Source organism: Enterococcus sp. AMC1623, assembly GCF_058216495.1.
In genome coordinates this window covers 845,417-868,682 of sequence record NZ_CM177096.1, presented here as the reverse complement: position 1 = coordinate 868,682, position 23,266 = coordinate 845,417, and the positions used below count along the sequence as shown (strand labels likewise).

Annotated in this window: 24 protein-coding genes; 20 read left to right on the top strand and 4 right to left on the bottom strand. The window is 34.9% G+C overall.

The window, feature by feature from the left end:
- The first annotated feature begins 5 nt into the window (after positions 1-5).
- From AC4BC7_RS04375 to AC4BC7_RS04360, 4 genes are all read left to right on the top strand, one after another.
- Positions 6-1,631, top strand: coding sequence for a type 2 periplasmic-binding domain-containing protein (locus AC4BC7_RS04375; protein ID WP_490503953.1), 1,626 nt, complete (start codon positions 6-8; stop codon positions 1,629-1,631).
- Between the two features lie 19 nt (positions 1,632-1,650).
- Complete coding sequence (locus AC4BC7_RS04370; RefSeq protein ID WP_490503952.1) at positions 1,651-2,268, top strand: DUF624 domain-containing protein; 618 nt, start codon at positions 1,651-1,653, stop codon at positions 2,266-2,268.
- Positions 2,268-3,590 (top strand): glycoside hydrolase family 30 protein, encoded by a 1,323-nt coding sequence (locus AC4BC7_RS04365; protein WP_490503951.1) that lies wholly within the window; start codon positions 2,268-2,270, stop codon positions 3,588-3,590. Before AC4BC7_RS04370 ends, AC4BC7_RS04365 begins: the two co-directional genes overlap by 1 nt.
- A 295-nt stretch (positions 3,591-3,885) precedes the next feature.
- On the top strand, positions 3,886-4,083 hold the full coding sequence (locus AC4BC7_RS04360; protein WP_490503950.1) for a hypothetical protein: 198 nt from the start codon (positions 3,886-3,888) through the stop codon (positions 4,081-4,083).
- Positions 4,084-4,128: 45 nt separating this feature from the next.
- Here the strand turns inward: AC4BC7_RS04360 and AC4BC7_RS04355 are convergent, their stop codons facing one another.
- Complete coding sequence (locus tag AC4BC7_RS04355; protein WP_490503949.1) at positions 4,129-4,962, bottom strand: SDR family NAD(P)-dependent oxidoreductase; 834 nt, start codon at positions 4,960-4,962, stop codon at positions 4,129-4,131.
- A gap of 157 nt (positions 4,963-5,119) precedes the next feature.
- Between AC4BC7_RS04355 and AC4BC7_RS04350 the strand changes: the two genes are divergently transcribed.
- The 12 genes from AC4BC7_RS04350 (at position 5,120) to tkt (ending at position 17,661) form a co-directional block, all read left to right on the top strand.
- A complete protein-coding gene (locus AC4BC7_RS04350; RefSeq protein WP_490503948.1) occupies positions 5,120-5,932 on the top strand; it encodes an SDR family oxidoreductase in 813 nt (270 codons plus the stop codon).
- Between the two features lie 60 nt (positions 5,933-5,992).
- Entirely contained in the window at positions 5,993-6,880 is an 888-nt protein-coding gene (locus tag AC4BC7_RS04345) for a MurR/RpiR family transcriptional regulator (protein WP_490503947.1), read from the top strand.
- Between the two features lie 207 nt (positions 6,881-7,087).
- Positions 7,088-8,956 carry a beta-glucoside-specific PTS transporter subunit IIABC gene (locus tag AC4BC7_RS04340; protein WP_490503945.1) on the top strand — a complete coding sequence of 623 codons (1,869 nt, stop codon included), beginning with the start codon at positions 7,088-7,090 and terminating at the stop codon, positions 8,954-8,956.
- A 117-nt stretch (positions 8,957-9,073) separates the two neighbouring features.
- Positions 9,074-10,507: a 6-phospho-beta-glucosidase gene (locus AC4BC7_RS04335; protein ID WP_490503944.1), complete on the top strand. Its 1,434-nt coding sequence runs from the start codon at positions 9,074-9,076 to the stop codon at positions 10,505-10,507.
- Positions 10,508-10,727: 220 nt separating this feature from the next.
- Positions 10,728-12,218, top strand: a complete 1,491-nt coding sequence (locus AC4BC7_RS04330) for a PRD domain-containing protein (RefSeq protein ID WP_207940669.1) — start codon at positions 10,728-10,730, stop codon at positions 12,216-12,218.
- Entirely contained in the window at positions 12,208-12,639 is a 432-nt protein-coding gene (locus tag AC4BC7_RS04325; protein WP_207940668.1) for a PTS sugar transporter subunit IIA, read from the top strand. Before AC4BC7_RS04330 ends, AC4BC7_RS04325 begins: the two co-directional genes overlap by 11 nt.
- An 11-nt stretch (positions 12,640-12,650) precedes the next feature.
- Positions 12,651-12,965, top strand: a complete 315-nt coding sequence (locus tag AC4BC7_RS04320) for a PTS fructose transporter subunit IIB (RefSeq protein ID WP_207940667.1) — start codon at positions 12,651-12,653, stop codon at positions 12,963-12,965.
- A gap of 20 nt (positions 12,966-12,985) precedes the next feature.
- Positions 12,986-13,438 (top strand): PTS sugar transporter subunit IIA, encoded by a 453-nt coding sequence (locus tag AC4BC7_RS04315; protein WP_207940666.1) that lies wholly within the window; start codon positions 12,986-12,988, stop codon positions 13,436-13,438.
- Positions 13,439-13,457: 19 nt separating this feature from the next.
- A complete protein-coding gene (locus tag AC4BC7_RS04310; RefSeq protein ID WP_207940665.1) occupies positions 13,458-13,775 on the top strand; it encodes a PTS fructose transporter subunit IIB in 318 nt (105 codons plus the stop codon).
- 11 nt (positions 13,776-13,786) lie between these two features.
- Entirely contained in the window at positions 13,787-14,887 is a 1,101-nt protein-coding gene (locus AC4BC7_RS04305; protein WP_490503943.1) for a PTS fructose transporter subunit IIC, read from the top strand.
- Between the two features lie 30 nt (positions 14,888-14,917).
- Positions 14,918-15,607 carry a D-allulose 6-phosphate 3-epimerase gene (gene alsE / locus AC4BC7_RS04300; protein WP_207940663.1) on the top strand — a complete coding sequence of 230 codons (690 nt, stop codon included), beginning with the start codon at positions 14,918-14,920 and terminating at the stop codon, positions 15,605-15,607.
- Positions 15,608-15,666: 59 nt separating this feature from the next.
- Positions 15,667-17,661: a transketolase gene (tkt, locus tag AC4BC7_RS04295; RefSeq protein ID WP_490503942.1), complete on the top strand. Its 1,995-nt coding sequence runs from the start codon at positions 15,667-15,669 to the stop codon at positions 17,659-17,661.
- Positions 17,662-17,708: 47 nt separating this feature from the next.
- On the opposite strand, the gene AC4BC7_RS04290 is transcribed toward tkt, so the two are convergent.
- Both AC4BC7_RS04290 and AC4BC7_RS04285 read right to left on the bottom strand, forming a co-directional pair.
- Positions 17,709-18,428: a ferredoxin reductase domain-containing protein gene (locus tag AC4BC7_RS04290; RefSeq protein ID WP_207942606.1), complete on the bottom strand. Its 720-nt coding sequence runs from the start codon at positions 18,426-18,428 to the stop codon at positions 17,709-17,711.
- The gene (locus tag AC4BC7_RS04285) at positions 18,428-19,219 is read right to left on the bottom strand and encodes an alpha/beta hydrolase (protein WP_490503940.1); all 792 of its coding nucleotides are present in this window, start codon (positions 19,217-19,219) and stop codon (positions 18,428-18,430) included. Before AC4BC7_RS04285 ends, AC4BC7_RS04290 begins: the two co-directional genes overlap by 1 nt.
- A gap of 174 nt (positions 19,220-19,393) precedes the next feature.
- Here AC4BC7_RS04285 and AC4BC7_RS04280 point away from each other — a divergent pair, with 174 nt between their 5' ends.
- The 3 genes from AC4BC7_RS04280 to AC4BC7_RS04270 are packed head-to-tail and all read left to right on the top strand — an operon-like array spanning position 19,394 to position 22,264.
- Positions 19,394-20,428, top strand: coding sequence for a FecCD family ABC transporter permease (locus tag AC4BC7_RS04280; protein WP_490503939.1), 1,035 nt, complete (start codon positions 19,394-19,396; stop codon positions 20,426-20,428).
- Positions 20,429-20,439: 11 nt separating this feature from the next.
- The gene (locus AC4BC7_RS04275; protein WP_207942603.1) at positions 20,440-21,204 is read left to right on the top strand and encodes an ABC transporter ATP-binding protein; all 765 of its coding nucleotides are present in this window, start codon (positions 20,440-20,442) and stop codon (positions 21,202-21,204) included.
- A gap of 16 nt (positions 21,205-21,220) precedes the next feature.
- Positions 21,221-22,264 carry an ABC transporter substrate-binding protein gene (locus AC4BC7_RS04270; RefSeq protein WP_207942602.1) on the top strand — a complete coding sequence of 348 codons (1,044 nt, stop codon included), beginning with the start codon at positions 21,221-21,223 and terminating at the stop codon, positions 22,262-22,264.
- A gap of 275 nt (positions 22,265-22,539) precedes the next feature.
- Here AC4BC7_RS04270 and AC4BC7_RS04265 read toward each other — a convergent pair whose 3' ends face one another.
- Positions 22,540-22,800, bottom strand: a complete 261-nt coding sequence (locus AC4BC7_RS04265) for a metal-sensitive transcriptional regulator (protein ID WP_207942601.1) — start codon at positions 22,798-22,800, stop codon at positions 22,540-22,542.
- A 150-nt stretch (positions 22,801-22,950) separates the two neighbouring features.
- On the opposite strand from AC4BC7_RS04265, the gene AC4BC7_RS04260 reads away from it, so the two are divergent.
- On the top strand, positions 22,951-23,265 hold the full coding sequence (locus tag AC4BC7_RS04260; protein WP_490503938.1) for a rhodanese-like domain-containing protein: 315 nt from the start codon (positions 22,951-22,953) through the stop codon (positions 23,263-23,265).
- The last annotated feature ends 1 nt before the right edge of the window (position 23,266 follow it).

Below are 23,266 nucleotides of genomic sequence, written 5' to 3'. Positions count from 1 at the left end.
AAATAATGAACAAAAAATTACTAGGTAGTTTAACAATTGCTAGTTCAGTCTTATTGTTAGCAGCATGTGGCGGTGGTGACAAAAATGGGCAAAAGGAAGCAGCTGATGTAGATATTTCTGATCGTTACGAATTGGATGCAGAAACACCTGCTTGGAAATTAGACTCAAAAGAAGAGCCAACAGAATTAACTTGGTATGTTAATGCCGATTGGTGGAATGATGAGTGGGGCAATGACCTTGTTACAAAACAAATGGAAAAAGATTTAAACGTTAAAATTAAATTTATTAAAGGTGACGATACCAACTTAAATACGATGTTTTCTAGTAATGATATGGCGGATATCGTAACAATTTTCGACTCAAATTCGCAAGTAGCGCAAAAAGCTGATACTTGGGCATATTCATTAAACGATTTATCTGAAAAATATGACCCTTATTGGAATGAAGTAGCTGCTGAAGATACGATGAATTGGTTCCAATTAAATGATGGAAAAACATATGGTTATCCAGATTACTCAAATACTGCGGCAGATTATGAAAGCAACTTAATTCCTGCCAATACAAACTTCTTGATTCGCAAGGACGTCTATGAAGCAATTGGCTCACCTAGCCTTAGCACACCAGAAGAATTCCAAGAAGGAATGAAAGAAATCAAGGAAAAATATCCTGAGTTAATTCCATTTGGCTTCAACGCGTTTGGTGATGGGGCAGGTTCATTGGGGGATGTTTTCCAAGACTATTTAGGTGTTGATTTAGAAACAGAAGACGGCGAATTTTATAACCGTAACTTAGATGATGAATATGTTAGTTGGTTACGTACATTACGCGGCGTGCATGCAGATGGTAATATTTCCGATGATAGTTTTTCTGATGATGGTACCGCTTTTGAAGAAAAAGTGAAATCTGGACAATATGCAACAATTATGGCAAGTGGTACTGCGCAAATGAGTGGCTTTTTACAAGGCTGGTTAACTGAAAACCCAGACGGTCAATATATTGCAATTGATGGTCCGAAAAGCAGTGAAGGGAAAGAACCTAAGTTAAATCAAAGTGGAATTACTGGTTGGATGATTAACTACATCAGCAAATCAGCAAAAGATCCTGCGAAAGCTATGCAAATCTTTACTTACTTACAAAGTGAAGAAGGAAATATTTTAACAACGTTTGGTATTGAAGGAGAAACATTTGAATACGATGCAGATGGAAAAATTGCGTTATTACCTGAAGTTCAAGAAATGAAAGACAATGATGCCGATCGTTACAAAAAAGAATATCGTTTGAGTGAATTTATCTTCTTTGGTCATGATAAATATCAAACATTAGCAAGTGATAGCACCCAAACGCCAGCATTGATTCAACCACGTGAATGGGGTGAAGGCAAGCTTTACCCACACTTTATTTTAGAAAATATTAACCCTGATTCAGGATCACCAGAAGCACGTAGTTTATCAGGAATTGATACAAACTGGTATACAACATTAGTAAGTTTAATTAGAGCATCATCAGATGAAGAATTTGATAAAATATTAGAAGACCATAAAGCATTCTTAGACCAAAATGGCTGGGAAGATATTGTAAAAATCCGTAACGAAAAAATACAAAAAAATAAAGAAAAATTGAATTTAAACTAATAGAAATGAGGCAATACTAATGAAAAAAATATTTCACATAGATGGAGAGGTCTACTACTTTTTAACAAAAATATACAATCTATTAGTGATTAATCTATTAGTGATTATTTTTAGTTTGCCGATTGTCACGATAGGGAGTGCTATGAGTGCTGCCTATCGTGTATTAATAGATGATGAAGAGCAAAAAAGTGGCGTTGTCATTAAAAAATATGTAACTTACTTTAAATCATATGTCTATCAAGGTTCATTGCTGATTTTAGGTAGTGCCATTGTGTTAGTACTTGTTGTTTTTAGCATATCGCAGACCATAAATACACCCTTTCAATTTTTGTGTTTAGTCATAGGGGCGTTTGTCAGTATTGTAATCATGAATCTGTTCATAACAGTTGCTTATCGTTCCATGAGCTTCAAAGAAATTTTAGCAATGGCTCTAGGAATAAGTATGAAATATACAGGTTATTTTTGTTTAACAATTAGCAGCTTTGCGGTGAGTTTATTGATTCCTATTTTTTTACCAAAATTAGCATTTATTTGGTTTTTTTATGGCATTAGTCTACCTATGTTTTTTCAAACGAAAATCTACTTATATTGCGTTGAACGCTTTAAAGCACGAATCGTAACCAACGGAGGGAAATAATGACCATTCGATTTTTTAGAACGACAAATGAAAAGCATTTATTTGAAGAAATACCAATTGTTTCTTCAGAAGAAATATCTGAAACAATAGCAATCTCTCAACGTGTTTATAGTCAAACAATTGATGGATTTGGTGCATCTTTTACCGATTCGTCAGCCTTTTTAGTTGATAAAATTTTAGATGATCAACAAAAAGAGGAAGCGATGACACAACTGTTTGATCCAGAAAAAGGCATTGGTTTATCTTTAATTAGAAATCCAATGGGGGCTTCAGATTATGCTCGTTCAATTTACAGCTATGATGATCAATTCGAACGACATCAAGATTTGACTCTAAATGATTTTTCCATAGACCATGATAAAGAGAGTATTCTTCCTTTAACAAAATGGGCTAAAAAATTAAATCCTGAACTAAAATTATTCGCTAGTCCATGGAGTGCACCAGGTTGGATGAAGGACACTGACAAAATGGTAACAGGCAAGTTATTAAAAGAAAATTACAGTGTTTATGCGGATTATTTTGTACGTTTTCTAGAAGCATATCGTGAAGAAGACATGGAAGTTTATGCTGTCACACCACAAAATGAACCATTGTATGAGCCAGTGAACTATCCAGGGATGTTTTTCCCAGCAGATGAACAAGCAGTATTTGTGCGTGATTATTTGAAACCAGCATTGGAAGAAGCTAATTTAACGACAAAAATTTTTGGTTATGACCATAATTGGGATCGTATAGATTATGCTTTTGATTTATTGGATAACGCAGAAGAAGCTTTTGATGGCATTGCTTGGCATTGGTATGGAGGAAATCCCATCAGTCAATCACGAGTAGTTCAAGCCTTTGGAGAAAAAGAAGTTCACTTTACAGAAGGTTCAGGTGGAGAGTGGATTCCAGCTTTTGAACCAGCTTTCAGTAATTTAATGCGCACAGGAATAGAAGTATTACGGAATTACTCAAAATCATTTATTTTATGGAATATTGCGTTAGATGAGTACAATGGGCCAACCGTACCTGGTTTTGGTCGTAGCACATGTCGGGGGTTATTACGTATTAATCAAGAAACCCAAGCAATGGAATATACACTTGATTATTATGGATTAGCACACTTCAGTAAGTATATTCGTCCTAACGCGAAACGAATTGTTACTACTCAAACAGAAGCTGTATATAATGTTGCCTTTGAAAATTCAGATGGTACAGTTGTTTGGGTACTATTTAATGATTCAGAAGAAGAGAAGACAATTCGCTTAGTTGAAGGAAAGCAAGTTGTTGCAACGGTTCAATTGCCTAGTAAAGCAGCAGGTACAGTTATCCAAAAATAGAGAGCAGCAACTTTAGAAAAAATAGGATAATCAAATGAACCATCAGAAAAATTTCATTCTTTTGATGGTTCATTTTTTATTAAAAAATTGTATGGAATGTAGAGGATATAATTTATCTTATCCTTTTCTTTTTTATGAGGCGTAGAGTGTCCAAATAATACAGTGAATCATCACTACAAAAATCATTACAGCAAAAGTTACTGTTCCAGAAGCTGTTTATACTGAAACAACCGAGGAAATTTGAAGAGATATTAGTAGCTGTGGAAACTGTAATAGAAAATGAACAAGGCTTGAAATGAAGGCTTTAGATGATTTAATAACTGCTCAAGCTGCATTGGAAACAGTTGAATTTCTTGAAGAAATTACAGAAACAGCAAAAATAGAAGCAGATAAAATACAATTAGCACAACGTATCTCTGAAACAAGCAATAAAAAAGCAGCTGTAGAACAACTACAACTTGCTTCAGAAAGTCTACATGAAATAACTGATTAATAAAAAACAGATGTTTTTTATAGACTATCTGTTTTTTGCAATAAATTATGCTGTTGGCGAAATAGTATGCAGAAAATCAGTAAATAGAGCCAAATCTGCTGGATGATAATATTTTTTTATCTGACGAATCTGTGGCGGCCCATATAATTCCATCATATATTTAGGTCCAATGTAAGTGCCTGATGGAAAATCTTGGGTGCTAGCTAAAATAGCAGATTGTGCACCTTGTGCGGGTGATTGGGCAAGTATATCAGTGACACGCCGGATGACTTGCTTTTGCCAGCCAGCTATTCGTCCATTAAAGATATCTGTATTTGTATATCCCGGATGAGTTGCAAGTACTTGCCAATTTGCATATTCTCTGGCAAATAATTCAGTAAGTAATAAATCTGCATATTTACTCTGTCCATAAGCTTCTGAGGAGAGTTCTCCTGTGAGAGTTTGTATGTTTAATCGCTTATGATGTCCAACGACACTACTGGTAAAGACACATTTAGGATGATTGGCTTTTTCTAATAAAGGCGCTAATTTTTTTGTTAGCAGGTAGGGTCCTAGTGTATTAGTTACCCACACATTGCTAAAAGATTGTTTGAGAAAAGGAATTTGATGCCCAACATTATCAAATATTCCAGCATTATTCATCAAGACGTCAATTTGTTGATGGTCCTGTTTGACTGTTTCTACAAATAAATCAATCGATTGTTCTGAGCATAAATCTAGAGCAAGCACCTCGTAGCTACCTGAAAGTTTTTTGGCTACCTGTTTCCCTTGAGTGACATCTCGACAAGTAATAATCAGATGTGTGTTACGTGTAGATAAAGCTTGAGCAATTTCGTAGCCCAATCCACGATTGCCACCAGTCACAATAATCGTTTGCATAATTTCCCTCTTTTCATTTTCAAGCGACGACCTTTCGTATATCTCTATCATAAACAAGTCTATTCGTGAATTCAATGAAACAAAAAAATTAATCAAAATGCTTGACTTCAAGTCCACTCTAACGATTATAGTAAAATAAAAAAGGTGTGGATGATTGATGTGTGAGGTAGTGATTTTAACAGGAGCTGGTCAAATTGGGATGGCGATTGCTAGAAGAATTGGTTATGGAAAGAAAATTCTAGTGGCAGATAAACATCTATCTAATGCTAATGTAATTGTCAAGACAATGTATGAAGCAGGGTTTGACGTTGAAGCTTGGGAAACCGATATTTCGTCAAGAAAATCTATTCAAGAATTAATAAAAAAAGCGCAAAGCTACGGCGAAATTTCTACATTGATTAATGCTGCAGGCGTTTCGCCTAGTCAAGCGTCGATTGAAACTATTTTGACTGTTGATTTATATGGAACAGCTATTTTATTAGAAGAAATAGGTAAAGTCATCAAAAAAAATGGTGTTGGTGTGACCATCTCAAGTCAATCCGGTCATCGACTGCCAGAATTAGGTGAAGTAAAAAATCACCAATTAGCAGTCACACCTACTGAAGAACTCTTACAATTAGAGTTTCTACAACCAACGATGATTCGTGATTCACTGCATGCTTATCAGTTAGCGAAACGTTGCAATGTCAAACGGGTGATGGCTGAAGCAATCAAATGGGGAGCAAAAGGCGCACGAATTAATTCAATCTCACCAGGAATTATTATAACTCCTTTGGCAATGGATGAACTGAACGGTGAAAGAGGAGACTTTTACAAAGAAATGTTTGCCAATAGCCCTGCACGTAGACCTGGGACAGCTGATGAAGTAGCGAATGTAGCGGAATTGTTAATGAGTGACAAAGGTGTATTTATTACAGGAGCTGACTTTTTAATTGACGGTGGAGCAACAGCAACGTATTTTTATGGATAGCTTTTTATGAACAAAGGGTGATAATAAAAAGAAATTTACGATTAATTAAAGGGGAACATAATGTATTTATTTCAACAAATTGAAGAAACTATTTTTAATTATAATGATAGTCGAAAAATAATTGGTGAATTTATCTTGGAAAGTGCGGAAAAAATCAGTGAGATACCTATGGAAAAAATTGCGCAAGAAACGTATACGTCTAAAGCTAGTCTGGTTCGCTTTGCCAAGAAATTAGGTTATTCGGGTTGGAGAGAATTTGTTTTAGCTTTTAGAGAAGAAGTTATTTATGAACAAAAATATACTGGTGAAATCAATCCGAATATTCCATTTAACAAAGAAGACGACTATATGCAAATTGCGCGTAATATTAAAACCTTACAAACCGAAGCATTAGAAGACACCTTTAATCAATTAGATAAGAGTACACTTTTTAAAGCAACACAAATTCTTCTTCAAGCGGATACAATCATGTTTTTTTGTATTAGTCCGTATATTTATTTAGCAGATATTTTTAGAAGGAAGATGCTGACAATTGGCAAACACATTATTGTTACCAATCCGTTAGAAGCATCGATTGCTACTCAATCATTAACAGAAAAAGATTGCGCTATTATTATCTCTTATTCAGGAACGAATGACACAATTGATCCATTATCACATATTAAAGATTTGAAAGAAAATAATGTTTCTCTGATTGGACTAACGAGTGGAGGAGAAAATACGTTAAGAAAGAATGCTAATGTGACATTTACGATTTCCTCAAGAGAAAAGCTATATAGTAAAATTGCTAATTTTTCTACAGAAGAATCGATTAATTATATTCTGAATACATTGTTTTCTTGCTATTTTAATCAAAATTATGAAGAGAACTTAAAAAATAAAATTGCTACAACCATTAAGATTGAATCAAAAAAACGATTTACTCATTTAAAAAATATTCAAGAATAAAACAATGATTATTTCACATTGTTTTATTTTTTTTGCCAAATTTCAGTGTTTTGATGAAATAGTGTTTCGTCTTTACTTTTTTACTTTAAAATAAATTGAATGCGCTTTATTTTTTTGGTATTTTCTGTTTGTTGATATCAATGTTTTACTGATTTTTTTAGAACAAGTAGTTGTTAGTTGAATGAACTTATAGAGAGGAAAAAGCACATGAGTAAAAAATATGAAAATTTGGCAAAAGAAATTGTCGAATTAGTCGGTGGAAAAGACAATGTTAGCAATGCTGTTCATTGCCAAACCAGATTGCGTTTTACATTAAGAGAGGACACTAAAGCAAAGCGTCAAGCGCTGAAAAATACAGATGGCGTATTAGATATTGTCGAAAAAGGAGGACAATTTCAAGTCGTTATTGGGATGCATGTTGCAGAAGTGTATGAAGAAGTAGAAAAAATTGTTGGTATTCCTACAGAGTCTGCAGGTGGAGAAACTGGAAAGAAGCCCAATCCTTTAAATCTATTTGTTGAATTTATTACATCTATTTTTCAACCTATTTTACCAGTAATTGCTGGTTCAGGAATGATCAAAGCTGTATTGGCTATTTTAAGCGTGACGAAATTAGTAGCAGCTGATTCGCAAACGTATGTCATTATCAATATGATGGCTGATGCCATGTTTTATTTCTTACCATTCCTACTAGCCAGTACCACTGCTAGAAGATTAAAAGCTAATCCAGCCATCGCGATGGGCTTAGCTGGCGTATTGTTGCATCCAACATTAATTGCTTTAGTGACAGCAGGCGAACCAGTTCATATTTTTGGTGCACCCATGACCTTAGTTAGTTACGGAACATCGATGTTTCCAATTGTATTAATTGTTTTGTGTCAATCTTATATTGAACGATTTATGAACAAGATTACTCCAAATTCAATTAAATTAATCATCGTTCCCATGGTCACAATATTAGTGACAGGTTTCTTAGGTTTAACTGTACTTGGTCCAGTGGGTTCATTTATTGGACAAATTTTCTTAACCTTCTTTAATTTTATCAGTCAATATGGTCCATGGGTCTTACCATTTATTTTAGCAACATTTTGGCCGATTTTTGTGATGTTTGGCATTCATCCAACGATTGCAACGATTTCACCCATTCAATTTGCATCGGTTGGCTATGAAACCAATATTGGACCAGGTGCAATGGTAAGTAATATTTCTCAAGGAACTGCTGCATTAGTTGCTGGTTTCCGAATGAATAAAGGGAAAGATAGACAACTAGCTTTATCAACGGGTTTTACAGCACTAATGGGAATCACAGAACCAGTTATTTATGGTGTGAACTTACCTAAAAAATATCCATTGATTGGAGGAATGATTGGTTCAGCTGCGGGTGGTTTATATGCTGGACTCAATCATGTTGCTCGTTATGGTGTAGGTCACTCAGGAATCCCTGCAATTCCATTATATTTGGGAGAAGATATTCGTAATCTCTACAATATTTTAATTGCAATTGTGATTACTATGATTGTTTCAGCTACGGCAACATTCATTTTAAGTACACGCTTTGAGAAAAAAGGTGCAAATCTAGAAGAAAAAGTGCTGGTTGTTGAAGAAAAAGAAGTTGTTTTGGAAGATACATTTGTAGGTAGTCCACTTAATGGAGAGATTTTGCCTTTAAGCGCTGTGAAAGATGAAGCTTTCTCGTCTGAAGCGTTAGGTAAAGGATTTGCAATTCAACCAAGTAATGGACGCGTAGTTGCCCCTTTTGATGGTGAAGTAGTAACAATATTCCCTTCAAAACATGCGATTGGTTTAGTTTCAAATGCAGGTGTTGAAGTCTTAATTCATGTTGGTTTAGATACCGTGCAATTAAATGGTGAACACTTTGAAGCTTATGTTCAGACAGGCGATAAAGTGAAAAAAGGCCAATTATTAGTTGATTTTGAATTAGATAAATTAGAAGAAAAAGGATTTGTCACACAAGTTCCCGTTGTTGTGACGAATACACATCAATACGCATCAGTTGAAGTCATTAAACAAGGGAAAGTAACAGAAGATACAGATGTCTTAAGAGTTCAAGTATAACGTATAGAGTGATTGAGAATAGGACGTATTCTTTATTTCTCAATCATTCTATTTAGAACACAAAAAGTTTTTGACTATAAATGTTGCAACAAACTATATAAATTTGGAGTGAATGAAATGACTGGATTAAGCAAAGATTTCCTTTGGGGAGGAGCCACAGCTGCGAATCAAGCGGAAGGTGGTGCTCTCGAAGATGGCAGAAAATTAGCAAATATTGACATGCTGCCAACGGGACCAGATCGTAAAAAAATTGCGGCTGGTGATATGGAAATGTTGGAATGGAAAGAGGGCTATTTCTATCCGGCCAAAGAAGCCATTGATATGTACCATCGTTATATGGAAGATATCAAATTATTTGCAGAAATGGGCTTCAAAGTTTATCGTATGTCACTATCGTGGTCAAGGATTTTTCCAGATGGAGATAATGATGAACCAAATGAGGAAGGGCTACAATTTTACGAAGATATTTTTAAAGAGTTAAAGAAATATGATATTGAACCGTTAGTAACGATTGCTCATTTTGATGTGCCATTAAATTTAATTAAAACATATGGCTCATGGCGTAATCGAAAAATGATTGATTTTTACACGCGTTATGCAGAAACAGTCTTGAAACGTTATAAAGGATTAGTAAACTATTGGTTAACTATTAATGAAATTAATATTTTGCTACACTCGCCATTTGTTGGTGGAGGGATTATTTTTCAAGAAGATGAGAATCGTGAACAAGTAAAGTATCAAGCAGCACATCATCAGCTCGTTGCTAGTGCGTTAGCAACTAAAATTGCCCATGAAGTTGATCCAAAAAATCAAGTCGGTTGTATGCTAGCTGGAGGGAATCATTATCCATATACCTGTCGTCCAGAAGATTATTTTGAAGCAATTACTCGTGATCGTGAAGGCTATTTCTTTATTGATGTGCAAGCACGCGGGAAATACCCTAACTATGCGTTGAAACGATTTGAACGCGAAGGAATGGTGATTGAAATGCAATCAGAGGACAAAGACATCTTAGCTGCAGCACCAGTCGATTTTGTTTCGTTCTCATATTATTCCTCACGTACTGTTAGTGCTTATGCAGAAGATTATGAGCAAACAACAGGGAATATATTTGCAACAATTAAAAATCCTAACTTAAAATCATCTGAATGGGGCTGGCAAATTGATCCTCTAGGACTAAGAAATGCCTTGAATCAAATGTATGATCGTTATCAAAAGCCATTATTTATCGTAGAAAACGGCTTAGGAGCGGTAGACATTCCAGATGAAAATGGGTATGTTGATGATGAATATCGAATTGATTATTTACGTCAACATATTGAAGCCTTTAAAGATGCTGTAGAAATTGATGGTGTTGAACTATTAGGATATACCACTTGGGGCTGTGTCGATTTAGTCGCTGCAAGCACCGGTCAAATGAGTAAACGTTACGGATTTATTTACGTTGATCGAGATGACGAAGGAAAAGGTACTTTAAATCGTACCAAGAAAAAATCCTTTGAATGGTATAAAAAGGTAATTGCTACGAATGGTGAAGATTTAACTAGTTAATAAAAAAGGTTGTCACTAATCAATTAAAATGATTGGAGCAACCTTTTTTGTGTCTGATAAAAATGTAATAATGATTCAAGATAACAAAAGGTTTGTTGCAGTTATAATGTATAGTAAATTTTTAACACCTCAGCAAAAATTTGACCGTTGCAACGGTCAATAAATGGTGAAGCGTTTTCTAAAAAATAAGTTATGATGATTATAACAAGGAGGGGTGGCTGTGAGTTCAAAAAATAATCGTGAACAACAACTGTTGCTGTTTCTTTCAAAAAAACAAGAGTATGTTACAGCTGATAGTCTTGCAAGAGTTCTTGATCTTTCACAAAAAACGATTTATCGCTTGATAAAAAAGATTAATGAAACCTATCAAGAAGGACCATTAATTGTATCTGAAAAAGGAAAGGGGTATAGGCTAGACTACGAAAAATATATCAATTACCAAAGAAGAAGCAGAAATACACTAGACAACTTTTCACCGAATGAACGACGGAAACATGTGATGGAACAATTGTTACTTTCATCACCAACACCAATTAATATTCGCCAACTATTCGAAAAATACTTTGTAGGAGATTCCGTTATTTTTAGAGATGAACAAATAATGAGCGAAGAACTTAAAAAGTATGATTTGATTTTAGAAAGAAAAAATAGAACATTAACTATTTTAGGAAAAGAAGTAAATATTCGTAAGGCAATTAAAGATAGCATTGAAATTCTTAATATTATTGATTTAGATGATTTAAAACATAATCAAGAGTTGAATTTTAACAAATATGACGTTTTGTTTGTTTTAGATCAAATACGAGGCATTGAGAAAAAATTGGATATTACAATTCCCTATCCATACAACATCAATATTTTTTCACATCTCTATATTTTGTTAAATCGGGCAAGAAAAGGCTCTTCTCAACTAGCTAATGATGAGATTTCCCAAGAAGAACTTAGAAGAATGGAAGAAAATGAAATTTTGTATAGTGTTGCAAAAAGTAGCGTCAATAATATCGAAAAGTACTTAAATATCATTTTACCAGATATTGAAAGCTACTTTATTTATCAGTATTTAGTTTCTTCTAGGATGCAAGGGAATTTTACAAGATCAACCACATTTTCTATAGAAGTTATTCAAGTAACTAAACTTTATATTGAAGAAATGAGCAGTAGATTAGGGATTGAAATTGAAAATGAAACTATTTTTGTCGATCTTGCGAATCATATTAAACCAATGCTAAATCGATTGGAACACAAAATTAGAATAAAAAATAGTCTTTTGGGACAAATTAAGGCAACTTATGAGCAAATATTCGCTTATGTTCAAGAAGTTTCTTATCTAGTAAGTCAAACGTTTGATTTACCTATCATAAATGATGATGAAAATGGCTTCATTACATTGTATTTTGCAAAATTTATCGAATTAAGTCAAAATCAGCAACCAATAAAAACATTAATTATGTGTACAACAGGTATCGGCACCTCTGAATTATTGCGCGCCAAGGTTGCTAAAAAATTTCCAGAGCTAGAAATTATTGATGTTATTGCATCTCGAAATGCTAAAAATTTCAAAGATAAATATGCAGATATTGAATTAATTTTAAGCACGATTGCCATTTCTGAAGAAATAGCTATTGATTATTTATTGGTAAGCGCCATGTTTACGATGGATGATCAAAAGCGAGTGCAAGGAAAGATTGAGGAGATATATTATGGACACTAATTTATATCGTCAAGTTTTTTTTAATAGTCCGTTACAAAATAAAGAAGAAGTGTATCACTTTATTTCAAAGGAAATATGTCCTGCCGATAGTTCAGTGCAATACGAAATAATGAAACAATTAAAAGAACGAGAAGCTGTAGGGAGTATGCAAATTTCTGAACACGTCCTTTTGCCACATATCGAAAGTGAATTTGTTGAGACGAGTAAAATAGTATTCATTCGTTTAGCTGAACCTATTTTATTTTGGGACCTAAAAACCACAGATATCCAACTATTAATCGTTATTCTATTGAAAAAAAATGAAGTAAATGAAGTAAAGAAACAATTAGCTTCATTTACTAGAACACTAGCAGATGAGGAATATCTTGATAATTTATTGGTAAGCGATGAAAACGAATTTAAAAGGAAAGTAAAATTATAGGAGGAAATCATATGAAAATAGTAGGGGTTGCTGCATGTACCGTTGGAATTGCCCATACGTATATTGCACAAGAAAAATTAGAAAATGCAGCGAAAAAAGCGGGACATGAAATGGCTGTAGAAACACAAGGAACGATTGGTGTTGAGAATGAACTAACACCTGAACAAATTGCCGCTGCAGACATCGTCATTCTAGCTGTGGATGTAAAAATTTCAGGACGTGAACGTTTTGATGGAAAACGAATTATTCAAGTACCAACAGAAGTGGCTGTCAAATCGCCTAGTAAATTAATTGAAAAAGCTGTCGAAGTTGTGAATCAAAAATAAACAAAGGTGGAGTGAGTTTCATGGAAGTAAAAGAAATTATTGATTTAAAAACCGTAAAAACACATATGCAGGCTAAAAGTAAGGATGAAGCGTTAACGGAATTAGCTAATCTTTTATTAGAGAGTGGATATATTACTGATATTCCTAGTTTTATTAAAGATATTTATGCACGCGAAGCAGAAGGACAAACAGGTATTGGAAATTACATTGCGATTCCTCATGGTAAAAGCGCGGCTGTTAAAAAGATTGGCGTTGCGATTGGTATTAATGACACAGAAATCCCATGGGAAACTTTGGATGGCAAAGGTGTTAAAGGAATTATTTTATTTGCTGTAGGAAATGACAACGATGGGGCTCAAAATCATTTGAAATTGTTATCTTTATTTGCACGAAAATTAGGTAATGATGAAGTGGTCGAAAATCTGTTGCAGGCAAAAACAGCAGCAGAAGTAAAAGCAGCTTTTGGTAATTAAATAAAGAGGAGGAAATCATATGAAAATAGTAGGGGTTGCTGCATGTACCGTTGGAATTGCCCATACGTATATTGCACAAGAAAAATTAGAAAATGCAGCGAAAAAAGCGGGACATGAAATGGCTGTAGAAACACAAGGAACGATTGGTGTTGAGAATGAACTAACACCTGAACAAATTGCCGCTGCAGACATCGTCATTCTAGCTGTGGATGTAAAAATTTCAGGACGTGAACGTTTTGATGGTAAACGGATTATTCAAGTACCAACAGAAGTGGCTGTCAAATCACCTAGTAAATTAATTGAAAAAGCTGTCGAAGTTGTTGAACAAAGTGTATAGGAGGAAGGATAATGGAAAAAATCAAAGCATTAAATCTTAAAGGGCATTTGTTAACAGCAATCTCTTATTTGATTCCAATTGTGTGTGGAGCAGGTTTTCTAATTGCTATTGGAATGGGATTCGGTGGTACTAGCCAAGGGCAATTGGTACTAGGAGAATTTACGATTTGGGATGCATTAGCAACGATGGGTGGTGCAGGTTTAGGGCTGTTACCAGTTGTTATTGCAACAGGAATTTCTTATTCAATTGCCGCTAAACCGGGAATTGCGCCAGGTTTCATTGTCGGATTAACAGCCAATGCTATTGGTGCAGGATTTATTGGTGGGATCATTGGTGGTTTCATCGCAGGTTATCTAGTTGGATTTATTTTAAAATATTTCAAAGTTCCTAAATGGGCGAAAGGGTTAATGCCTACTTTAATTATTCCATTCTTTGCTTCGATTATTGGCGGATTAATTATGGTTTATATTATTGGTGCACCGATTACTGCCTTTACAGATATGTTAACAGGATTTCTTAATGGCTTAGGCTCATCTTCATTACTAGTATTTGGTGCAGTTATTGGTTTATTAAGTGGTGTCGATTATGGTGGTCCTATCAATAAAACAGTTTTTGCGTTTGTTTTAACGATGCAAGCAGAAGGGTTGAATGGTCCGATTACGGCTTTGCAATTAGTGAATACAGCTACGCCAATCGGTTTTGGTCTAGCGTTTTTCATTGCGAAGTTATTTAGAAAAAATATCTATACAACATTAGAAGTTGAGACATTGAAATCAGCCGTACCAATGGGCGTTATCAATATTGTGGAAGGTGTTATTCCTATTGTAATGAATGACATTGTTCGTTGCTTAATTGCTACAGCCATTGGTGGTGCAGCAGGTGGTGCCACAACTATGATTTTAGGCGCAGATGCAACAGTTCCATTTGGTGGTGTCTTAATGCTGCCAACGATGTCGCGTCCTTGGACAGGTGCTGTTGCAATATTGGTGAATGTAGTAGTAACAGCAGTTGTGTTAGCAGTAATAAAAAAAGACGTGCCAGCAGAAGCAGCAGATGTACAAATGGAGCTTGAAGAAGAAGAAATTGATTTAGATGATATTCAAATTTTTTAAGAGTAACAGAAGTAGAAGGGAAGAATTATTTTGAATAAAGTAGAATTTTCACCGTCATTAATGACAATGGATTTAGACAAATTTAAAGAACAAATTACTTTTTTAAACAATCATGTAGATTCGTATCATATTGATATTATGGATGGACACTATGTTCCCAATATTACTTTATCTCCTTGGTTTATTGAAGAAGTTCGTAAAATTAGTGATTTACCAATGTCGGCTCATCTAATGGTTAAAGATCAAAGCTTTTGGGTGCAACAATTAATTGATATGAAGTGCGAATGGATTTGTATGCATGCTGAATTATTAGATGGTTTAGCTTTTCGTCTAATTGATCAAATTCATGATGCTGGTTTAAAAGCAGGAGTTGTTTTAAATCCAGAAACACCGATTGAAGCTATTTTCCCGTATATTGAATTAGTTGATAAAATCACTATCATGACGATTGACCCAGGATTTGCTGGACAACGTTTTATTGAAAGTACGTTAGATAAAATTGTTGATTTAAGAAAATTACGTGAAGAAAAAGGTTATCAGTATCTAATTGAAATGGATGGTTCTTCAAATAGAAAATCATTTAAGCGTATTGATGCTGCAGGGCCAGATGTTTATATTGTGGGACGAAGCGGGTTATTTGGATTAGATGAAAGTATTGAAAAATCTTGGGAAATCATGAGCAAAGATTATAAAGATATGACTGGAAAAGTGATTTCATAAATAAAAAATAAAAGAGGCTGAGATAGTAAATTCAAGCCTCTTTTCTGGAGGTAAATGCAATGTTTGATAAAATTGATCAACTTGGTGTTGATACGCTACGTACATTAAGTATTGATGCGGTACAAAAAGCAAATTCGGGACATCCAGGACTACCAATGGGGGCTGCTCCAATGGCCTACGCATTATGGACAAAACATTTGAAAGTAAATCCAAAAACTTCTCGCAATTGGGTCGATCGTGATCTTTTTGTGCTTTCGGCAGGACATGGTTCAGCGTTGTTATATAGCTTATTGCATTGCGCAGGTTATGATGTAACGACCGATGATTTGAAAAACTTCCGTCAATGGGATAGCCGTACACCAGGGCATCCAGAAGTTGGCCATACAGATGGCGTCGAAGCAACGACTGGACCACTGGGACAAGGGATTGCCATGGCAGTCGGAATGGCAATGGCTGAAGCTCATTTAGCTGCAACTTATAATCGTGACCAATTCAACGTGGTGGATCATTATACTTATGCTCTTTGTGGTGACGGTGATTTGATGGAGGGTGTTTCTCAAGAAGCGGCATCAATGGCTGGTCACATGAAATTAGATAAATTAATTGTATTATATGATTCAAATGATATTTCCTTAGACGGACCAACTTCTAAAGCCTTCACTGAAAACGTCGGACAACGTTTTGAAGCTTACGGTTGGCAACATATTTTAGTAGAAGAAGGAACAGATTTAGAAGTGATTTCTAAAGCGATTGAAGAAGCGCAAGCAGAAACAGACAAACCAACACTGATTGAAGTGAAAACAGTTATCGGTTTTGGTGCACCAAATGCTGGTACCTCTTCTGTACACGGTGCACCGTTAGGAGTAGAAGGCATTCAAGCAGCGAAAAAAGCGTACGGCTGGGACTATCCTGAATTTTCTGTACCTGAAGAAGTTGCAGCACGTTTTAAAGAAACAATGGTCGACAAAGGTGCTGAGTATGAAGCCGCTTGGAATGAATTATTTGCAGCATACGAAACCGCTTATCCAGAATTAGCCAACCAATTCAACCAAGCTTTTGCCGGAGAATTGCCAGAAAATTGGGAAGCAGGATTACCAACTTATGAAGTGGGATCAAGTCAAGCTAGCCGTGTGTCAAGTAAAGACATGATTCAAGCGTTATCAAAAGCTGTCCCTAGTTTATGGGGTGGTTCAGCCGATCTATCTGCCTCAAACAATACGATGGTCGCTGCTGAAAAAGATTTCGAACCCGGACAATACGAAGGGCGTAATATTTGGTTTGGTGTTCGTGAATTCGCGATGGCAGCTGCGATGAACGGGATTCAATTACATGGTGGCACACGTGTTTATGGCGGAACATTCTTCGTTTTCGTTGATTACTTACGTCCAGCGGTACGTTTGTCAGCGATTCAAAATATTCCCGTTACTTACGTGTTAACACACGACTCTGTAGCAGTTGGGGAAGATGGACCAACCCATGAACCAGTAGAACAATTATCTAGCTTACGTAGTATGCCAAATGTGCAAGTGATTCGTCCAGCGGATGGGAATGAAACACGTGCCGCTTGGAAATTAGCCATGACATCAGCGGATAAACCAACTGTTTTAGTATTAAGTCGCCAAAACTTACCAGTCATTGAAGGAACAAAAGAAAATACCGATGAAAATGTAGCCAAAGGTGGGTATGTGATTTCGGCTCAAAAAGGTGACAAACCGGAAGGAATCTTAATTGCGACTGGTTCAGAAGTGAACTTAGCTGTGGAAGCACAAAAAGTGCTAGCTGACGAAGGCATTGATGTTTCTGTGGTATCTCTACCAAGTTTCGATTTGTTTGACGCACAATCAGATGAGTACAAAGCTTCTGTTTTAGTTCCAGGCGTGAAAAAACGTGTAGCAATTGAAGCAGGTTCCTCATTTGGTTGGGCAAAATATGTGAAATGCCATGGAAAAACCATTACGATTGATCATTTTGGTGCATCTGCCCCTGGTGATAAAGTCTTAGCTGAATTTGGCTTCACTGTTGAAAATGTTGTAAATACATTTAAATCAATTTAAAATAAAAAAACAGGTGTATTCAAAATTTTGAATACACCTGTTTAAATTTATTTAGCATTTTCACCAACTGGCAAAAAATCAGGCAACTGATGTGCATGTTTATCTAACATAATTTGTTCAGATGTAATTCCTTGTTCCTGTAATACAGCAATTGTTTGTACAAGAAATTCATCACTACCTACTACATAATACAGTCCAGTTTTATCTGTGGCTAATTCTTTTACTTGCTCATAATAGGCTGGACGGTTGTTTACGAATTCTGCATGGAAATTTTTATCTGGATTTGTATGGAAGATATCTGTAAATAAATAATCACCAGAAGAATCAATATTTAAAGAATGGATTTGGGCTACTTGATCTGTATCTGCAAGATAATCTAAAACAAGAGGACGAAAAGTAGCGATACCAACGCCCGCTGAAAGAAGATAAATATTTTTATTTTCTCTTTTTAAGGGGACGTGTGTATGCGTTTTAAAAAGAGCAACTTCTTCGCCAACAGTAATATGTTTCAAAATAGTTTTAAATTCTGAAGCTTGTTCTTTAATACGAGTGGTAATACCAACGCCTTGTTCATTTGGTAATGTAGAGATTGACATATGACGTACGAGACTACGATTTGGTTTTTCTCCAATATTAAATCCTTTTAATGCTAGATGTAGATGTGATCCTTCCTGCCAAGTATAATCTTTCGGGCAATCTAATAGGAATGTTTTTACTTCGGGCGTTTCTTCAATAATTTGATTAATTTTTGTCCAATAAATTTGCATTAGTTCGTCTCCTTTGCTTGTTCAGTTTTTCCATAAAGCCAGTGTAAGGCGCTGATAAAATGTGGGCTAAAGAAATAGACATCGTGTGTGCCTTCTGGATGAGTTTCTAATAATAATTGAGAAGGTGGAAAGCCTTCTTTTTTTAACGCATTATACGCTTGGTTAGTGTAAGCAACCATGTGTTTTTGCGCACTGTCACGATAGATTCCTTCCAATGCGCCTACATAAAGATACATTTGATGTTTTTCACGAGAGATTGCTGGTTTTTGATAGTTATTTTCTAAGCGAGTTATTGTTTCACCTTGCAGATATCGTAAAACATCTTCATACCAAAATGATGCAGATAAAATAATATATTTATGAAATGTTTCAGGATAATAATAAGAAGCAAAAACAGAAACTAAACCTCCAAATGAACAGCCAGCAATCGCTGTGTATTCAGGGATTGGGTTTGTTGCATAGGTTGTATCGATAAATGGTTTGATTTTATGCACTAACGTATGTAGATACTCTTTTGCTTTACCACCAGGTGTTGGTTGATTAGGGAAAAGAGGAGCCATTGTCCATGGTGTATAGTCATCATTTCGGTCAATTGGATCAATTCCTACAATAATTATTGGTTCTATTTTTTCAGTAATAATTAAATGGTCAATATAATTTAATGCCTGTTTTGCAGCATTGCCACCATCGTGCATATAAATTGTGGGATATTTTTTTGTTTCATCATAATCCGTCGGTAAGACAATAGTCACATGATACTCATGGATTTTTTCAGTTTTAATTTGTATCAATCGAATACCTCCTATGCTATTCGTTTTCAATTTACCCTTGATAAAAATAATTTCTTTCAGGTATAATTGATAATGAGAATCGTTCTTGATTAAAATTGTAATACAAAAAAATAAAAAAAGAAAGGGCCAAATAAATCATTAATCATTGAACAATCATGATTTTGAGGAAAGAGCATGAAAAAATTAAGTATTTATTTTGTATTAATTGGATTAGTTGTTTTATTATTTTTTACAATTGTAATTGGTGTGAGTGTAGGAACATTACGAATACCTTTTGAGCAAACCTATACGATTTTTGTTGAAAAACTATTGAATCTAGAACCAACTAATGTAACTTATTCTGGTGTTGTCTGGAAAATCCGCATGCCACGTGTTTTGATGGGAGTTGTTGTGGGCGCAGGATTATCTCTTTGCGGTATTATCATGCAAGCGGTGGTTCAAAATCCTTTAGCAGAGCCGTTTTTATTAGGAATTTCGGCTGGTGGTTATTTAGGGGCAACTATGTTTATTATTTTAGGTAGTGGAATTTTGGGAATAGTCAGTGGCTTTGGCTTAGCTTTTACAGCATTTATCGGCGCATTGAGTGCAGCGATTTGTGTATTGTTTCTGTCTTCCTTTAGAAGCAGTATGACGACTACAAAATTGATTTTATCGGGAACGATTGTCAATGCGTTGTTTACAGCGATTGCGAACTTCATTATCGTTTTTTCAGGAACAGATAATACCATTGCTCGTGTAACGTACTGGACGATGGGTTCGTTATCTTCGGCGAAATGGGACAATCTATTGCTGCCAGCAACTGCAGTTTGCCTAGTGACTATTTATTTTTCAACACAATATCGTACCCTCAATGCGATGTTGCAAGGAGAAGAAATTGCCATAACGTTAGGAATTCGTTTGAATTTTTATCGGAAAGTATATACGATTTTAGTCGCACTCTTAACAGGTATTTTAGTGGCTACTTGTGGAATTATTGGTTTTGTTGGTTTAGTCATCCCTCACATTTCCAGAGCTTTAGTAGGGCCGGACCATCGAAAATTAATTCCAGTCGCGGTTTTAATCGGGAGTACCTTTTTAGTTGCAGTGGATATTTTAGCTAGAACATTGATTGAAAACAATGAATTGCCAATTGGAATTTTTACAGCGATTGTTGGAGCGCCTTTTTTTGCGTTTATTATCATTCGTAAAGATTACCAATTCAAAGAATGAGGGATAAATGAATGGATTTAACAGTTGAAAATATAGAAGTTTTTCTAGGCACTAAAAAAATTATCAACGGTATTGATTTACAAGTGGCAAATCATTCTTTTACCGCTTTGCTTGGTCCAAATGGGAGTGGCAAATCTACGTTATTAAAGTCAGTGTACCGTGTTTTAGAACCTAAAAGTGGAACGATTTATTTAGATGATTTAAAACTGAAACAAATACCTACCAAAGAAATTGCCCAGCGGATGTCTGTAGTTTCTCAATTTCAAAGTAATAGTTTTGATTTCACTGTGAAGGAAATTGTGTTGATGGGACGGACGCCACATCTACGAGCATTAGAAAAAGAAAGTTCTTTGGATTACCAACTGGTGGATGAAGCTTTAGAAAAAACTGGATTATATGACTTAAAGGATCGAACCATTTCAAAACTATCTGGAGGAGAAAAGCAACGAGTCTCACTGGCGCGAGCGATTGTTCAAAATCCGACATTGATGATTTTAGATGAACCTAGTAATCATTTAGATATCAAATATCAACTAGAAATTCTTCGAGTAATTAAGAAACTTGGAGTGAATGCACTAGCAGCGTTACATGATATTTCATTAGCTGCTCAATTTTGTGATTATATTTATTTTATTAAGGAAGGAGAAATTAAATATCATGGGAGCCCTAAGGAAGTGATAACCAAAGAAATTATTAAAGATATTTATGAAGTTGATTGTGAGGTTTATGAAGACTCAAAAACGCACAATATATTGATAAGTTATTACACATCATAAAAAAGGAGAGAATACAATGAACAAACGAATATTAGGTATTACGACAGCTACATTCGCCACCTTATTTTTATTAACAGCTTGCAGTCCAAAAGAGGAAGGAAGCACTGAAACAACTACATCTACAACTGCGGTACAGACTGAATCAAACGAAACTGTTTATCCATTAGAGATTGAAGTGACTGATTCAGAAGGAAACACACATATCCAAACATTTGAACAAGCACCAGAGCGTATTGTGACAAATAATTTGTCTTCGATTGAAATTTTATTAGAATTAGGTTTGAAAGATAAAATTGTGGGTATTACCCAACCAGATAATGAAGTCACGGGTGAATTTGCAGATGATGTGAAAGATTTAGATGTTATCGGGGATAAAATGACTGTTTCAAAAGAAACGATTGCAGGTTATACACCGGATATTGTTGTCGGACGAGAAATGGCTTTTAATGATGAATCGATTGGTTCTGTAGCAACGTTAAATGATTTAGGTATTCAAACCTATATTCAAACAGCAAGTAGCATGACCTCTAATCCACCATTAACCAATGTAATTGACGATGTTTTAGCATTAGGAAAAATCTTTAATGTGAATGAGCGTGCAGAAGAATACGCGAAAGAACTTGAAACACGTTATCAAACCGTAGTGGAGAAGGTACAAGCTCAAGAAGGCGATGAAACACTAACCCTATTGCCGATTGTTGCATATGATGCTTCAAAATCTTCGTTTGCAGTTTTTAATATTTCTGGGGGACTACAAAGTGATTTATTGAAACAATTAAATGTTAAACCTGCAGTTGAAGGCAGTGTTGCTGATCCATCCTTAGAAACTATCATTAATACAAATCCAGATATTATTTTATATGTAACGGCTGATCGTAATGCAGATTTGGATGCCAATGCAGTAGAAAGCATCAAAAACGAACCGCTGCTTAAAGAAGTCAATGCAGTGAAAGAAAATCGTATCTATACAACAACTTATGATGATTTTATGGATTATGGTGTGCGTATTTTTGATACTCTTGAAATGCTAGGCGATCATTTATATGGAGAAAATAAATAACAACTATCAAAAAACAACAATCTTGATTAACTATGAAGGGATCTCTCAAAGTTAGATTTTTTAGTCTAACTTTGGAGGATTTCTTCAATAAGATTGTTGTTTTTTTGTCATGTATTTTCGTTTATACTAGATGAAATAATTTAATTTATACTGTTTTCTATAAAGTGTATGATTCGTCTTTATTAAAGAAAGAACAAAAAGTAAATAGTTAACTCCATATTAATTGTTGGGTTCGTATCTCATTTATTTCTAGATACGAATCTAACGATTTTTTGTTATTTTTTTATAATCATATTGATTGCTTGTTCCAATTTTTTTGCTTGTTCTTCAGGGTCGTTTTCGGGAGAGACAAAACAATTTTTAAGATTTTCTGCAACGATCATGCCCATTACACGGTCAATACTAGAACGTACGGCACTTAATTGAGTCATAACATCGATACATTCTTTGTCTTCTTCAATCATTTTTTGAATTCCTCGTATTTGTCCTTCCGTTCTCCTTAAGCGATGAATGACTTTCTTTTTATCTTCTTCCATAAATATCTCCACCTTTAAAAAGTATATTTTCTTTAATATACCTCTTATGGGTATTATGGTCAAATGTGAAATGTTAGAAAAAATAGTTGACAATCAGTTATAACCGTAGTTTAATATACCCCATAAGGTATAAAAGAGAGGTGATAATCTATGTTTAAACATATTTTCAGGAAAATTCCATCTGTTAGTATTTTTGAATTAACACAAGATATAGCAAGAAATAACTTGGTTTTAGATGTCAGAACACCAAGTGAATACCGCGCAGGGCATATTCCGTTTTCTAAAAATATTCCTTTAAAAAAGATAGATACCTATCAGGGTAGTAATCAAACAATCTATGTTATTTGTCAATCAGGTGTGAGAAGTCGTCAAGCAACTAAAAAATTACGAAAAAAAGGGTATGATGCAATCAATGTTCGTGGTGGAATGAATCAATGGTCAGGAAAAGTAAAGGAAGGAAAATAAA